We start from the raw sequence: 14,567 nt of genomic DNA on the forward strand, positions 1-14,567 counted from the left end.
GTGAAAAGGGAATCAAACGAGTTCAATGATGCCCGATTATGGTTCAGGATGAGTGAAAAGGGAATCAAACGAGTTCAATGAAGCCCGATTATGGTTCAGGATGAGTGAAAAGGGAATCATACAGATGCAATGAAGCCCGATTATGGTTCAAGATGAGTGAAAAGGGAATATCCAATGATTTTGAAAAGCTGTATTAAAATGAAGTTGTTTAAATACAATTCCGACTTTTGGATTCCAGTTGAAGAGAAATCTAATGAATATCTCTCTTCTTAAATCGTCCACCACGGACTTCGGAAATATTCGAAAATGCAAGGAAGGCGCTAGAATCCAATTCCTCTACAATTGCTTTTAACTTTGCTTCCTCTAGCCTGGTAATCACACAAAAGATTACTTTTTTATCATCCCCTGTATATGCACCCTCACCCTGTAGGTAAGTCACTCCACGTCCTAGTCTTGCTAGGATCGCACTTCCAATTTCGTTGTGTTTATCGCTAATAATCCAAGCAGATTTTGATTCGTCAAGCCCTGTAATAACAATATCAATAACCTTGAAAGCAATGAAGTATGCAATCAGTGAATACATAGCCCGATTCCAGCCGAATACAAAGCCTGCTGTGCCGAAAATAAAAATATTAAAAAACATAATCAGTTCACCGACAGAAAACGGGAACCTTTTACTCATCAAAATCGCCAGAATTTCAGTTCCGTCCAAGCTTCCACCATAACGGATGACGATACCAACGCCTATGCCTAATATAATTCCACCAAAAACAGTTGCTAACAATAAGTCTTCAGTTACGACTGGCACATCATGTAATAACACGGTTGTAATAGAGAGGATGGTGATTCCAAGCAATGTCGAGAGGGCAAAGGTTTTACCGATTTGCTTATAGCCGATGTAAAAGAAGGGGATATTGAGGATAAAGATGAAATATCCGAGTTTCCAACCACTCAAATGACCGAGGATAATCGAAATTCCGACTATGCCACCATCTAAAATTTTGTTGGGCACTAAGAATTCTTCAATGCCTACGCCCATTAATATTGCACCGATTACGATTGCAAAAATTCGACGTACCAATTTTGACGGTGAAAGTGATTTATGGTGATCATTCATTCCTATAAAACTACCCCCTTTGTTTCTTGAAGTTGCCAAAGTAATATTTATATCTCATATATATGCAAAATGCCTATATATGAGATATTAAATTTACTTACTCATTAATTCACTGCCATTTTTTGCTCCATTTGAACAGATTTCCCCTTGCCAATTCGAAGCACGAGGGCAGAGCCTACCAAACAAAGTGCGCCAGCCATAATAAATGACAATGTATAAGTACCAATGTAACTTCGTATGATCCCACTTCCATATGCAGCAATCGCAGCACCCATTTGGTGGAAGCCCATGATCCAACCAAATAAGATTCCTGCTTTTTCTTTTCCAAAGATATCGGTCGTTAATCGAATGGTTGGAGGGACGGTAGCTACCCAGTCTAAGCCGTAAAAGATGATAAAGCCCCAGAGACCTATATATCCAGATGTAAATGCCCAAGGTAAGAATAAAAGTGAAAGGCCACGCAAGGAATAATACCAAAATAAAAGCCAACGACTATTAAAGCGGTCAGACAACCAACCAGAAAGAATCGTACCAATCATGTCGAAGATACCTATGGTGGCAAGCATCCCTGCAGCCAATGCTGGAGTAAAGCCGAAGTCGATACAAGCTGGAATAAAGTGTGAACCAATTAGTCCATTAGTTGATAATCCACATATAAAAAAACTGAATCCTAAAAACCAAAAGTCTTTAGAAGAGGCTGCTTGTTTTAAACTGCTGAAGACTTGGAGAAAAGAAGATGAGCTTGAAGTAACTTCATTATCTTCATTGGAACTGCCATATGGTACTGCTCCTACATCATGCGGATGATTGCGTAAAAAAAGAGATGAAAGGATAAATACGAGAAATGCAAACCCTGCAATGACGAGGACACTGTTGCGCCAGCCATATTCATGAATGGCTTTCGTTAAAAAAGGAAGAAAAATCATTTGTCCCGTGGCACCACTAGCAGTTAATATGCCAATGACAAGACCTCTTCTTTTTACAAACCAGCGATTCGATACTATAGTACTGAGAACAACTGTACAACCGCTTCCGACACCTACCAAAACACCCCAAAAAATGTACATTTGCCATGAATGACGAATCATTGTTGTGAACGATATTCCTACAAACAAGATTAGAAAAGCGGTAGAAATGACCTTTCTAACGCCATATTTGTTCATAAGGGCAGCTGCAAACGGTCCAATCAAGCCGTATAATACAAGATTGATCCCCAAAGTAAGACTCATGACTGTCCGGTTCCATTCGAATTCATCTTCAAGAGGAACCATTAGGACTGAGGGTGCCGAACGAATACCCGCACCTGTTAGAAGGGCAATAAATGAAATTACTACAATAATCCATCCATAGTGGAGACGGAGTTTACCAGCCATTTACATTCCTCATTTCGACTAAAATACTTTATTTTAATTATACTGTAGAACTTAATATGTAATAGTATAAAATTACTTACTATTAAAGATGCCAAATTAAAAACCCGATCTTATGAAAAGACCGGGGTAAAATAGATACGTTATTCAAAATTATTCGTTTGTATCTTTCTTTGCAATCTTCATTAAACCACGATGGATTTTCATGAATTCAGCATGAACTTTTTTGTGGTCGACATTTTCTTCTTTGAACATGTCTTTCAGTTTTTTACCTTCTTCATGTTTTTTCATAACATCACTTAAAGATTGATCAGTCGTCTTTGCAAGTACAGCAGCCTTGAAAAGCTTATGATATGGAACGGATTTTAAGTAGTTTTCAATTGTGGCTTTGTCTGTCCCGCTATAATTAGCTAAATACTCATTGAATGGTTCTTTATTTTCCTGGTAAAGTTTTTCAAATTTTTCCTTTTGTTTTTTATGGATTTGTTTAAAATCCATCCCGAGTTCTTTTGCAGTTAAGTCCCAAGATCCTTGTTCCTTGTAAATTTTTAAGACTTCTTCAACCGTTTTTCCTGAGTACTTTGCAAAGTGGAGAGCATGGAAAATTTCTTTCCTTGTAAAACCTTGTTTTTCTAATTCAGCTATTTTTTCCTTATCCACATGCTTTAAATGATGATTCTGTGGATGATCGTTAGTTTTCTCTCCATCGTGTGAATTTGCAAGTGAGGTGGAGATTGGTAAACCAAAAAGTAATCCTATTACTAAGAGTAAGGATAAACATTTTTTCATAAGTATTGAACTCCTTTTCATGGTATTCATGGATAGGGTACCCAAATCAAAGGAAAATATTGATAGAAAAAAGCATTGCTCCATTAGAACAATGCTTTTTTCAATAACAATCACAATTGGGCGATTTCATCTTCATTGACTTCAACTTGAATTGCTTGCTTAACTTCAATGTAAAGAATATGTTGTCCGTCAATTTCTTTTATTTTAAATACATATCCATCTTCTTGAATTTCATCATTAATTTGTACATCGTATTTATGTGTTAAGAACCATCCACCTATGGTATCGACATCCTCTTCTAGCAAATCGGTACCAAGAAGGTCGTTTACATCTCCTATCAATACTTTTGCATCGAAGATATAGTGATTGTCGGCAATTTTTCTAATATCGGGAAGTTCATCAGTGTCGAATTCGTCACGAATATCCCCAACAATTTCTTCAATTATATCTTCAACTGTTACTAGACCTGCAGTTCCACCATACTCGTCAAATAAAATTGCCAAATGAGCGTGGTTTTTTTGAAGCTTTAACAAGAGATCGTGTATAGGAATGGTTTCAATTACTTGCAAGACTGGATGAACAAAATCAGAAACAGGAATGTCCATGTTAAAGTCTTTTTGGATGATGGCAGTTAATATTTCTTTCATATTAATCATACCAGCGATATTGTCTTTATCTCCATCAGTCACAGGATAACGCGTATAGCGTTCTTCCAGGACAATACTCATGATTTCTTGAATGGTAGCATCGTGTGGCACTGTCACGACTTCAGTGCGAGGAACCATGATTTCCTTTGCTATTCTTTCATCAAATTCAAAAATTTTGTTCACGTATTTATATTCAGACTGATTGATTTCTCCACTTTTCAAGCTTTCAGAAAGGATAATTCGCAATTCCTCTTCTGAATGTGCTAATTCATGCTCTGAAACTGGCTTTAAACCAAAGAAGCCGGTAAACAATCTTGCTGAACTGTTTAATACCCATATAAAAGGGAACAGGATCCGGTAGAACCAAATTAACGGTTTTGAGAAAAGAAGAGTTATCTGCTCTGCTTTTTGTATAGCCACTGTTTTTGGGGCTAACTCTCCTATGACTACGTGTAAAAACGTGATTGAGGCAAAGGCGATACCGAATGAAAGAATATGTGCAACCGATTCATTTAATTCGAATCTTTCAAAAACCGGAAGTAACAGGCTCTCTACCGTTGGTTCTCCTAACCACCCCAAACCTAGTGCAGTTATCGTGATACCAAGCTGACAGGCAGATAAATACTCGTCTAAACCTGAAACCACTTTTCTAGCAGCAACGGAACCCTTAGCTCCTTCCGCAACTAGTTGATCAATGCGGGATGAACGTATTTTTACTATGGCAAATTCTGATGCCACAAAGAAAGCAGTAAGTGCGATTAATAATGCGACTAATAAAAGATTTATTATTTCCAAAGAATTACCTTACAACTGTAAGGTGTCACCTCCTATATAGGAATCCATATAGTTATTCTTCATCAGAAGGTTATAGAAAAGTCATGACAAATTTTATTAATTCCATTTCCTCCATAAGTGATTTTTTATTATCTACCCTATCATTATTTACCTCAAACAGAAGGGAACTTTCTTGAAATGATTTGACAATAAAATTTAAAGGTGGTATAATTTATGGAATTAAATAGGAAGGCCTTCTAGGGTTCCGCAGTATGATACTGGTCTGGTCCGAGAGAAGGCGTACAGTTTTCGGACTGTATACACGGAAGGATAAAAGCCTGGGAGATATCAAGTAACACTGATATTCTCCTGGGCTTTTCCTGTTTAATTACAGGAGAATATCAAATACTACAACATGAGGGGGAAATTATCATGGCATGGATTTTTTTGTTAATAGCTGGAATTTTTGAGGTGGTTTGGGCAATGGGCCTAAAGTATACGGAAGGTTTTACAAAACTTTATCCTACTATAATTACGATCGTCGGAATGATCATCAGTTTTTATTTTTTATCAATGGCCATTAAGACATTGCCGATAGGTACCGCTTATGCCATTTGGACGGGAATTGGAGCAGCGGGAGCAGTCATTATGGGTATTATTCTCTTCGGAGAACCAAAATCTCTTTTAAAATTCTTCTTCGTTGCATTAATTCTTGCAGGTATCATCGGGTTAAAAGTAACATCTACATCACATTAATTTTGTTATAATTGAAGAAAAGAATTTGGCAGGGATTGTTTATGGGGAAATACATTTTTTTTATCATAACCTTATCATTAGTTTTACTTTTAGCAGCTTGTAGTGAAAAGAAAGAAGAAAAAATTATCACGGTTTCGGCAGCTGCCAGTTTGACAGAACCACTGCAAAAAGTTAAAGAGAAATTCGAAGAATCTCATCCAAATGTAAAAGTAGTTTTTAATTTCGGATCTAGTGGTGCATTAAAACAACAAATCATACAAGGTGCTCCAGTAGATGTTTTTATCGCTGCTTCGCGTAAGCATGTAGATGAACTCGTCTCAAAGGATTTGATTCAAAGTTCTGCAAATCTACTTAAAAACGATCTCGTTCTTATCTTTGGGGAAAGAGTATCGCTTTCAGAACTATCTCATTTGAAAAACATGAAGAGTATTGCCATCGGAACACCAGAAGTAGTACCTGCTGGAGATTATGCAAAAGAAGCGCTTACGAATAGTGGAGTCTGGACAGATATTCAGGGGAAACTAGTCTTTGCTAAAGATGTTAAACATGTGTTGACATTGGTTCAATCTGGTAATGTCGATGTAGGAATTGTTTACAAATCAGATGTCCAAAAACACTTTCCTAAATCTAGGGTCATAAATATCCCTAGTTCACTACATTCAGAGATAATATACCCAGTTGGAATCATAAAACAATCAAATGAAGCAGAACAGTTTCAGGAATTTTTACGTGAAAACGAATCACAGCAGATTTTTTTAGAGTATGGATTTAGAGAAGTTGAATAGAGTATGGAAATGTAAAATCATCCTAATTATTAGGGTGATTTTTTTTAGTTCATGATAAAATTAAGAAAATTATGGAAAGAGGAGAGGTTTTATGAATTCAATTGAATTAATCATACTGAACTTTGAAGAGGTAAGGAGAAGGAGTGTCAAAGTTTGGAGAGGAATTCCTGAGGAGAAGATTCAGTGGAAGCCAGATCAAGAGGCTATGAGCTGTCTTGAAATGGTGCGGCATGTACTAGAAAGTGAATATTACTATCATCTAATGATAAATCAAAAAGGTAGCTTGAAGGAGTATCCTGAATCGCCATATTTGACTCGACCTTTTATATCTATAGAAGAAGAATTAGAATTTGCACAAAAATATCGTGACGAGTTTCTAAATACTGTCCGAAAGTATCAAGAGGAAGATTTGTCTACTATTAACATTGACCGTTCTAATGTTGGATATATTCGCTCTTTGGGGGATATGTTGTTAAGGATTGCTTATCATGAGTCGATCCATACTGGGCAATTATTGCAGTATCTTAGAATGATGAATGTCGATAGACCAAATATTTGGGATTAATAATTTGATTGATCTTAAAGGAAAAATCGTCCTTAATTAAGGACGATTTTTTAAAGAATAGCTTAGTAACCATTCGATTCGATATCGCAGCAGTTTTCGCCTTGTTGACTTGAAGTCTCCTCACAACATTCGGTTTTTGTCTCTTCTTTTACTTCGATGATTTCTACACCACAGCAGTCTTTATTCTGTTTAGCAAATAATTTTTTAAACATTCTTCATTCCTCCTAATTGTGTTGTTTATATAAAGTAAAACAGAAAACCAGAGATAGTGGACATTGTAATGACTGATGCAATGAATGCAGCAACCAGCTTCTTTTTAAAAATGCTATTTAATAAAGTGATTTCTGGTAAGCTCGCACCTGCTGAGCTGATCATCAATGCCATAACAGGTCCAAGTGCCATTCCTTTTGCTATCATGATTTGAGAAATTGGAATCATTGTAGACAATCTAATATAAAGTGGAATTCCAATGATGGCTGCTATAGGTACAAGCCACCAATTATCTCCGCTTAGATAGGTAGAGATGAATTGCTCCGGAACTGCCCCGTGAATCACAGCCCCAATAGCAGCACCAATTAAAAGGAATGGATATACTGTCTTCATTAATCCTAATGTTTCTTCATATGCATCTTGAAGACTTACTTTTTTTGGACTGCTTTCGTAGTTTTTGATGATGACCTTTTTGACTTGTTCTTGGAAGCCTAATTTTTCTAGCAGAAAGCCAATTATTACTGATAAAACAGCTGTAATGAAGGTGTAGAAGAATGCAACTTTTGCACCTAAAACTGCGGCCATCAATGTGATGATCGTAGGATCAAGGACAGGTGAAGCGAACAAAAATACCATTACAATCGAAAAACGTACTTTTTGGTTAAGTAGGTTAACCACCACAGGGATGGTTGAGCAGGAGCAAAAAGGTGTGACAAAAGCGAAAAGCAGGGCACCCAGTGCACTTATAAGTGGTGGTTGGTTCTCCATGAAATTTCTCATTTTCTCATAAGGTATAAAAGCTTGTAAAAAGTGAATGAAGAATGAAATTAAGACGAATAAGAGAGTTAGCTCTAGAGCTATGAACAAAAAGCTGGATAAAATCTCCTTAATCATATGAAGGTCTCCTTTTATTTGCAATTTGCAAGTAATGATTTTAATATAAATCCTCCCATAGGAAGGATTAGTATTCGTTTTAAAAAAGGGGCTTACAACATACTGATGATTTTGCCATGGCGGCATTCAATACCTGTAGGGAGCGTTTGACCGTTTCTCTTTCGAACTCATTCATATGAGAGAAGACTTCTTCTAAGTATTGCTCCATTTGAGAATGAATGGTCCCAATCGCGAATTTTCCTTCAGTCGTTAATGACAATGTATAAACTCTTCGATCTTGGGATGATTGGTTTTTTTGTACAAATCCCATCTTGATTAAAGTTTGGATTTGTCTACTGAAAGTGGTGATATCTGTTGCTAGCGTATCTGCAATCTCTTGCATCGAAGGACTGTTTCTTTTAGCAATCTCAGACAGTATGATGCTTTGTGATGATCCGATATCAAAAGGGCCTATAGAGCAGCAATTTTTATTAAGGAGTCCAAGTCTTTTTGCAGTCGTTTCAAGAGTGTCTCTAAGTTCTTCCAATTTTTCCACCTCACAATTTGATTATATGCCTTATATTTGCAAATTGCAACTATTAATTAAAATTTTTAAAAATAAGTAAAAATAGTTCGAAATTACCACTTTATGCAGGTGAAAATCTAGGGCTTATAGAATAGTTGATGTAAGTGCTTTTAAATAGTCAGGAGGCAAAGAATTTTGGAAAACAACTTAAAAGTGTTAATCTGTGATGATTCAGTATTGATCCGAAAAAAGCTTAGTGCTGCTTTAGAGAAATGCAAAATTAAAGAGATTCTGGAAGCTGAAAATGGAGCTGTTGCAGTAGAAATAGTAAAACAACATCAACCAAACTTAGTATTTATGGATATTGTTATGCCTGATAAAGATGGTTTGGAAGCTTTAGAAGAAATTAAGGAAATAAACGCTTCTATTAAAGTCGTGATGGCGAGCTCTGCTGGTACTCAGGGGCATTTGAAGAAGGCATTAGAACTTGGTGCATTTGATTTTATTCAAAAGCCGGTCACGTTGGAATCTATTGCTTCCATAGTAGAGAAGATTTTGACTGAAGGCAAGGAGGAAAACGTCCATGTTTAGTCAATTCTTCGGACACTATCTATTAAACCGTCAGCTTATCACGCCTGATCAATTAAAAGAGGCTTTACATATACAACAGTCTACACATGTGAAGCTTGGTGTGCTTGCTGTTAACGAAGGATTGCTTACAGGTACTCAAGTAGTGGAGATTCATGAGAAACAGAAGTTAGTAGATCAACGATTCGGTGAAATAGCCGTAGTTTTAGGGTACCTTACCGATGAACAAGTGGAATATCTCCTATCTGCACAAAAGCACCAGCATTTACAGCTTGCACAAGCACTGGTCGATCAAAGCTTTATAAGTATCGAGGAATTTTCATCAGCTCTTGATTCTTATAAAAAAGAGTATGGTTTATCGGAAGAAAAATTTGATTCTATCAAAAATGGTGATATTGAAACACTTGTAGCAACATTGTTGCCTTCAAGTGATCAAAAGCAAAAGGGTTACTTCACTTCATATCTGTCTTTATTCGTAAAAAATATGGTCCGTTTTATTGATGAAACAGTATACGTAGATATACATCCTTTGAATGGGAAGCTAGAGGCAACTCATTTTGTTTCACAAGAAATTGTAGGTGAAAACTCGCTTTTCACTGCAATTGGAGCTGATCAGGATGTATTTCTAAAGCTTGCATCGATTTTTGCTGAAGAACAGCTTGAAGAAGTAGATGAATTAGCGACGGCTTCTGTTAGTGAATTCTTAAATCTTCATAACGGTATTTTCCTTGTGAATATGTCAAATGAAGGGACAGAGCTCGAAATGAAGCCACAACAACATCAACAATATGTACATGTAGATTTGATTGCATCAGGTTATTATGTACAGGTTCTTACTTCATTTGGCCCGTTCTTTATGGTTCTAAGTGATCATCCTGAAGAAATGAAGGCTTTAAGAAAGCTCGCTATCTTAGAAACTTTATGAGCTTTTGAAAATTAATGGAAGTCAGAGTGGAATACATTTAATCCACGCTGACTTCTTTTATTCCATTTCTTTCGCTTCGCTTGTTGAAGTGTCCTTCGATCCTTTATTATCGCGTTCCTCTTTCTTTTCTGTCTTAATTTCTTCCAAAGGGAGATCATCAATCGGCATGACAACTTGATCTCTTTCTTTTTGCTCGTTCCAATTTTTTTCGAATGCCTTTGAGCGGTCATTTCTATCTTTAAGAATTTTATCTTTATTTTTCATATTTTTTTCCTCCAATCAGAAGTTTGATAAGTTCTTTCCCTAATTAGGATAGAGACAAACTTTGGTTATTTAGAAACGAAATAGGGTAAATCAAACAAAAATGTTTTCTTGGAAGGAGAATAGAGTAAATGGAGCTTTTATTTATGCTTCTTTATTTTGTCATTATCGGACTGGTCATAGAGTTTTCAGTTTCTATTTTAAATATGACAGGTTTGGATAGTAAAATTTCCCGCTTTCAAGTCATCTCTATGCTGACAGGAACAGGTTTCACAACGGAAGAATCAAACTCCATCATCGACCACCCTGTAAGAAGAAAAATTGGAGCCTTTCTTATACTTTTTGGTGCGTTTTCTTTGGCTGTTATCATCTCATCCATAAGCAATATGCTTGCAAACAATTTAAGAATCTTAGAATTGACATTCGCCATTTTCGTGTTGATAGTGTTGGTCATTTTATCGAGGATACCGAGGGTGAAAAAATATTTTAAAGATAAATTACATACTGAAATGGAAGAGCACTATGATATTTGGGAACATCCAATGAAAGAGGTATTGTTCTTAGATGAAGATGATATAGTTTCAGAAGTTATCATTACAGAGGATTCGGATCTGGTTGGAAAAAAAACAAGAGAAATAGTAACAAGAGAAGAAGATATTAATCTTCTTTTTGTGAAGAGGGGGAAAATCAAAATTCGAAAAGAAATAGGGAAGGAGACCCTGCATGAAGGAGATCAACTCTTTTTGTATGGAAATAAAAAGGAAATTGAAGTTAAGTTCAAGAGAGAACTCAAGCATATGAAAAAAGGGTAGTCCATATAATATAGGACTACCCTTTTTTATATTTGTCTATATTTTTCACTTAGTAAATTTTTTCCCAGATAATTGAGTATCAGTTTTGTTATGGATGGAGATTCGATTTTACTAATTGGAAAAGAAGTGCATTCTATCACTAATTTGGCATTAATATTGTTCCCACTGTACATTAATACTTTTTAGAGGAGAATCGATTATAGAAACTATTATTCTACTTTTGTTGAAAAAATAGAATGCTCTCTTTAAGAGATTTTATAATTTCTTCGTCGCTTTTTAGGTAATAAAACATTAATACAGGATAGGTGATAAACATGTTAACTAAGATTGAAGCGTTCATTTTAGGTTTAATTCAAGGTCTTACAGAATTTCTACCAATCAGTAGTACTGGACACCTATATATTGGAAGGAATTTATACGGTTTAAATGAAGCAGGCTTGATGCTAGATACTATGCTTCATATTGGGACATTGCTTGCAGTACTCGTCTTTTATAAGGATGAATTTATCAAGATATTGAAAAATCCTTTTGGAAAAATGACGGGATTACTAGTCGTAGGAACCATTCCTGCAGTCATCATCGGTTTTGCTTTTAAAGACTACTTTGAAATAATTTCGAAAACAGGTGTCACCATTGGATGGGAGTTTTTAATAACGGGGATGTTTTTATGGTTTGCGGAAACCATTAAAAGGGGTAGCAAGAAAATGGAAGACATTACATATGGGGATGCACTTTTCATAGGTACTTTCCAGGCGGCTGCGATTTTTCCTGCAATTTCGCGGTCTGGTTTTACCATAGTCGCAGCTTTAATGAGGAAACTCGACCGTGAAACTGCTGCATATTTTTCTTTCTTACTTTCCACTCCTGCGATTGTTGGGGCAATTGTTCTGCAATCTATGGACTTAATGGAGGGAAGAGGAGAGCAAATTCCCATGGGATCTTTGATAGTTGGAATTATTGCTTCTGCGATTTTTGGGTATATTGCTGTTAAGTGGATGATTAATTTCTTGAAGAACCATTCATTAAAAGCATTTGCCGTTTATGTATGGATTTTAGGGATTTTCATTTTAGCCATGCAGTTTACTAATCGCTTCTAATTATTACTAGGTTATTTTATTTTTTATTTTCATGTCTATTTTCATCTTATCCATTACAGAAAAGGCTGAATTTGTTACAATTATGTTTGAGGTATTGTCAGCATTCGGCACATAGGTTTACAAATGGGATTAACTTATGAACTTACCTTCAAAGGTAAGATTGTCATTATATTTACCATGTTCCTTGGTAATGTGAGTCCGTTGACATTGGCCTTCACATTAGTCAAGCCAAAAAACGAGAAGGTGGGCTATCCTACAGAAGAAATTCTGGCAGGATAAAAGTAGAGAGAGTAGGGAACAACCATGTTATTGCGTTGGCTTTTTCGAATATTAGCAGTCATTTTACTATTATGGCTGCTACCTTATTCATGGACATTAATACTTGCCATGATAACAGCAATTTTACTGGATGGTCTTGTTTCATTTCTACAAGATAGATTGAAATGGAAAAGAGGAACGTCAGTATTGGTAAGCTTTTTGATTTATATTGGTGGTTTGGCGGGACTTGGTTACATATTCGTTTCTGTCATTATCCAACAAATTATCACGCTTTCTGAAACATTTCCTAGTTTTATTAAAGAGATTTTCTACTCAGTCATCCTTCCTTCCATTCGCAAATGGGAAAATTATGCTCAAACATTACCAAAGGATGTCATTCTTTCAGTTGAAGATATGATGGAAAAAGGAATTCAATCATTAGAGGCCTTCTTCCGTTCGTTAATTGAGTCAATCGTTCAATTAGCTACGATATTACCGGGTTTCTTTATTGAATTTTTGATTTACTTAATTGCACTTTTCCTATTCAGTCTTGAATTGCCGGGTATTAAACGAAGCATCAAAAATCTTTTTCAAGAAAAGACCTATGAAAAAGTTTCTTTTGTTTACAATGAATTGATGATGGCTGGATGGGGATTCGTGAAATCTCAGGTCATTTTGAGTTTGATCACCTTCATAATGGCATACTCAGGTTTACTTATTTTGAAAGTGCCATATACACTACTATTATCCATGTTGATAGTAATCGTTGATATTTTACCAATCTTAGGGACAGGCTCGGTCTTGGTTCCATGGGCAGTAGTAGTGATTTTACAAGGAAATCAAAATTTAGGAATCGGATTGATTGCACTATTCTTTATTATCACTGTCGTACGTAGAATAGTTGAACCGAAAATATACTCTGCCAATATGGGAGTTAGTCCATTAGCAGCATTAGTTAGTCTCTACCTGGGCTTTAAAGTACTTGGATTTGCAGGTTTATTTATCGGACCTGCCCTTGTCATAGTATATGAAGCATTAAAGAAGGCAGGAGTCATAAAAATTAAAACAGCCATTTAATTAGAAAAGCGCAAGCGCCACGTTTAAAGGAACGTCAGCTAAGGACCGCCGCGTCCTGTGGCGATGTCGACAATAGCGCGTCCTGTGCGTCGGAGCTAGACACTGCTCTGAATTCAAAAAATTAACTTATTCATTTAGAGAGGTGTTCTGGGATAATGAAAATATCCTGGAGCACTTTTTTTACTTAATTCGTTTAATAATTACATATTTTAAGTGATTCTCATCCATTTCTTGAACGGTGAAAGTGTAATCTTAATCTTCTATCATGTCACAAGGTTCAATTTGATAATTGTGAGATAGGATCCACCCTCCTTAATCAGGTTTCCTATTCTTGTAACCTAATATGAAGGATTTAAAACCTTAGATGAATGGCGAGCGCAAGCGTCGACAGAAATGTAGTTTGCTCTAAATAGAATATCCCGAAAAATGGATCAAACGTGAGGAACTCCCATGTAGCCAAGAAAGAGCTAGATATACTCGTCTTTTGAAAATAGCTCTGTTAAAACTTATTGTTGATTTATCCAATTAGTTGATTGGAGTGGAAGACGCTCGACTCCTGCGGGATCAGCGGGACAGGTGAGACCCCACAGGCGCAGTGCGCCGAGGAGGCTCACCGCCCGCCCCGCGGAAAGCGAGTGACTGGAACGGAAATCAACATCCCCGTTTAACAGAGCCTTAAAAATCAAAAACCCACCAATTCGGCGGGTTTTTGATAATTTGGTATAAGAGGTTAATGTATGAACTGGCTAGCTTCACGAGTGATAGTGGATACCTTTCTTCCTTTTCCATTGCAGGATAAACATTGTTTTGAGAAAAATTGAAGGAACGGGACTTTTCCTTTTCCTTTACAATCCTGACATATTTCAATATATTTCAAGAACACCACACCTTTCAAAGTCACTTTGCTTTTATTATTTCCCTTGAGAATAGATTCATGCAAAAAAGATGGGCTTAATGAAATTAGTAATCTGTCTTTCCGAATCACTTTGGAAATCAAAGAATATTCTTGAACATGAAAAAAAACCCGGCAAGTTTCTGGAGGGCACTGAAAAAGTCCGCTTTAACAATTAGGGAGTCAATCGCTCGATTTTAATCGAGCGATTGACTCCCTTTTTGCTTTATACTAAAGATATCAAT

16 protein-coding genes and 1 riboswitch are annotated in these 14,567 nt (G+C 36.2%); of the genes, 8 read left to right on the forward strand and 8 right to left on the reverse strand.

Going from position 1 to position 14,567, the window contains the following annotated elements:
* Nucleotides 1-250: 250 nt before the first annotated feature.
* The 4 genes from G3O09_RS13705 to G3O09_RS13720 all read right to left on the reverse strand — a co-directional run bounded on the left by G3O09_RS13705 (nt 251) and on the right by G3O09_RS13720 (nt 4,718).
* The gene (locus tag G3O09_RS13705; protein WP_163102042.1) at nt 251-1,117 is read right to left on the reverse strand and encodes a YitT family protein; all 867 of its coding nucleotides are present in this window, start codon (nt 1,115-1,117) and stop codon (nt 251-253) included.
* 104 nt (nt 1,118-1,221) lie between these two features.
* Nucleotides 1,222-2,490, reverse strand: coding sequence for an MFS transporter (locus G3O09_RS13710; protein WP_163102043.1), 1,269 nt, complete (start codon nt 2,488-2,490; stop codon nt 1,222-1,224).
* A 150-nt stretch (nt 2,491-2,640) separates the two neighbouring features.
* Nucleotides 2,641-3,276 (reverse strand): hypothetical protein, encoded by a 636-nt coding sequence (locus G3O09_RS13715; RefSeq protein WP_163102044.1) that lies wholly within the window; start codon nt 3,274-3,276, stop codon nt 2,641-2,643.
* Nucleotides 3,277-3,386: 110 nt separating this feature from the next.
* A complete protein-coding gene (locus G3O09_RS13720; RefSeq protein WP_163102045.1) occupies nt 3,387-4,718 on the reverse strand; it encodes a hemolysin family protein in 1,332 nt (443 codons plus the stop codon).
* Nucleotides 4,719-4,943: 225 nt separating this feature from the next.
* Nucleotides 4,944-5,044, forward strand: a riboswitch (guanidine-I (ykkC/yxkD leader).
* An 85-nt stretch (nt 5,045-5,129) separates the two neighbouring features.
* On the opposite strand from G3O09_RS13720, the gene sugE reads away from it, so the two are divergent.
* From sugE to G3O09_RS13735, 3 genes are all read left to right on the forward strand, one after another.
* The gene (gene sugE / locus G3O09_RS13725) at nt 5,130-5,453 is read left to right on the forward strand and encodes a quaternary ammonium compound efflux SMR transporter SugE (protein WP_163102046.1); all 324 of its coding nucleotides are present in this window, start codon (nt 5,130-5,132) and stop codon (nt 5,451-5,453) included.
* 41 nt (nt 5,454-5,494) lie between these two features.
* Complete coding sequence (gene modA / locus G3O09_RS13730) at nt 5,495-6,238, forward strand: molybdate ABC transporter substrate-binding protein (protein ID WP_163102047.1); 744 nt, start codon at nt 5,495-5,497, stop codon at nt 6,236-6,238.
* 91 nt (nt 6,239-6,329) lie between these two features.
* Nucleotides 6,330-6,803 carry a DinB family protein gene (locus tag G3O09_RS13735; protein ID WP_163102048.1) on the forward strand — a complete coding sequence of 158 codons (474 nt, stop codon included), beginning with the start codon at nt 6,330-6,332 and terminating at the stop codon, nt 6,801-6,803.
* A 62-nt stretch (nt 6,804-6,865) separates the two neighbouring features.
* Here the strand turns inward: G3O09_RS13735 and G3O09_RS22200 are convergent, their stop codons facing one another.
* The 3 genes from G3O09_RS22200 to G3O09_RS13745 all read right to left on the reverse strand — a co-directional run bounded on the left by G3O09_RS22200 (nt 6,866) and on the right by G3O09_RS13745 (nt 8,433).
* Nucleotides 6,866-7,015 (reverse strand): hypothetical protein, encoded by a 150-nt coding sequence (locus G3O09_RS22200; protein ID WP_205439660.1) that lies wholly within the window; start codon nt 7,013-7,015, stop codon nt 6,866-6,868.
* Between the two features lie 25 nt (nt 7,016-7,040).
* Nucleotides 7,041-7,907 (reverse strand): permease, encoded by an 867-nt coding sequence (locus tag G3O09_RS13740; protein ID WP_163102049.1) that lies wholly within the window; start codon nt 7,905-7,907, stop codon nt 7,041-7,043.
* 79 nt (nt 7,908-7,986) lie between these two features.
* The gene (locus G3O09_RS13745) at nt 7,987-8,433 is read right to left on the reverse strand and encodes a MarR family winged helix-turn-helix transcriptional regulator (protein ID WP_163102050.1); all 447 of its coding nucleotides are present in this window, start codon (nt 8,431-8,433) and stop codon (nt 7,987-7,989) included.
* 174 nt (nt 8,434-8,607) lie between these two features.
* On the opposite strand from G3O09_RS13745, the gene G3O09_RS13750 reads away from it, so the two are divergent.
* Both G3O09_RS13750 and G3O09_RS13755 read left to right on the forward strand, forming a co-directional pair.
* Complete coding sequence (locus G3O09_RS13750) at nt 8,608-9,003, forward strand: response regulator (protein ID WP_205439661.1); 396 nt, start codon at nt 8,608-8,610, stop codon at nt 9,001-9,003.
* Nucleotides 8,996-9,925, forward strand: a complete 930-nt coding sequence (locus tag G3O09_RS13755) for a cyclic di-GMP-binding domain-containing protein, MshE-related (RefSeq protein WP_163102051.1) — start codon at nt 8,996-8,998, stop codon at nt 9,923-9,925. The genes G3O09_RS13750 and G3O09_RS13755 overlap by 8 nt, the downstream gene beginning before the upstream one ends.
* 57 nt (nt 9,926-9,982) lie before the next feature.
* On the opposite strand, the gene G3O09_RS13760 is transcribed toward G3O09_RS13755, so the two are convergent.
* Nucleotides 9,983-10,189 (reverse strand): hypothetical protein, encoded by a 207-nt coding sequence (locus G3O09_RS13760; protein WP_163102052.1) that lies wholly within the window; start codon nt 10,187-10,189, stop codon nt 9,983-9,985.
* Nucleotides 10,190-10,317: 128 nt separating this feature from the next.
* Here G3O09_RS13760 and G3O09_RS13765 point away from each other — a divergent pair, with 128 nt between their 5' ends.
* The 3 genes from G3O09_RS13765 to ytvI all read left to right on the forward strand — a co-directional run bounded on the left by G3O09_RS13765 (nt 10,318) and on the right by ytvI (nt 13,430).
* Nucleotides 10,318-10,998 carry a TrkA C-terminal domain-containing protein gene (locus G3O09_RS13765; protein ID WP_163102053.1) on the forward strand — a complete coding sequence of 227 codons (681 nt, stop codon included), beginning with the start codon at nt 10,318-10,320 and terminating at the stop codon, nt 10,996-10,998.
* Nucleotides 10,999-11,312: 314 nt separating this feature from the next.
* Nucleotides 11,313-12,095 (forward strand): undecaprenyl-diphosphate phosphatase, encoded by a 783-nt coding sequence (locus G3O09_RS13770; RefSeq protein WP_163102054.1) that lies wholly within the window; start codon nt 11,313-11,315, stop codon nt 12,093-12,095.
* Nucleotides 12,096-12,398: 303 nt separating this feature from the next.
* Nucleotides 12,399-13,430: a sporulation integral membrane protein YtvI gene (ytvI, locus tag G3O09_RS13775; RefSeq protein WP_163102055.1), complete on the forward strand. Its 1,032-nt coding sequence runs from the start codon at nt 12,399-12,401 to the stop codon at nt 13,428-13,430.
* The last annotated feature ends 1,137 nt before the right edge of the window (nt 13,431-14,567 follow it).

The organism is Peribacillus alkalitolerans (assembly GCF_010882125.1).
In the GTDB taxonomy this organism is placed as follows: domain Bacteria; phylum Bacillota; class Bacilli; order Bacillales; family DSM-1321; genus Bacillus_BN; species Bacillus_BN alkalitolerans.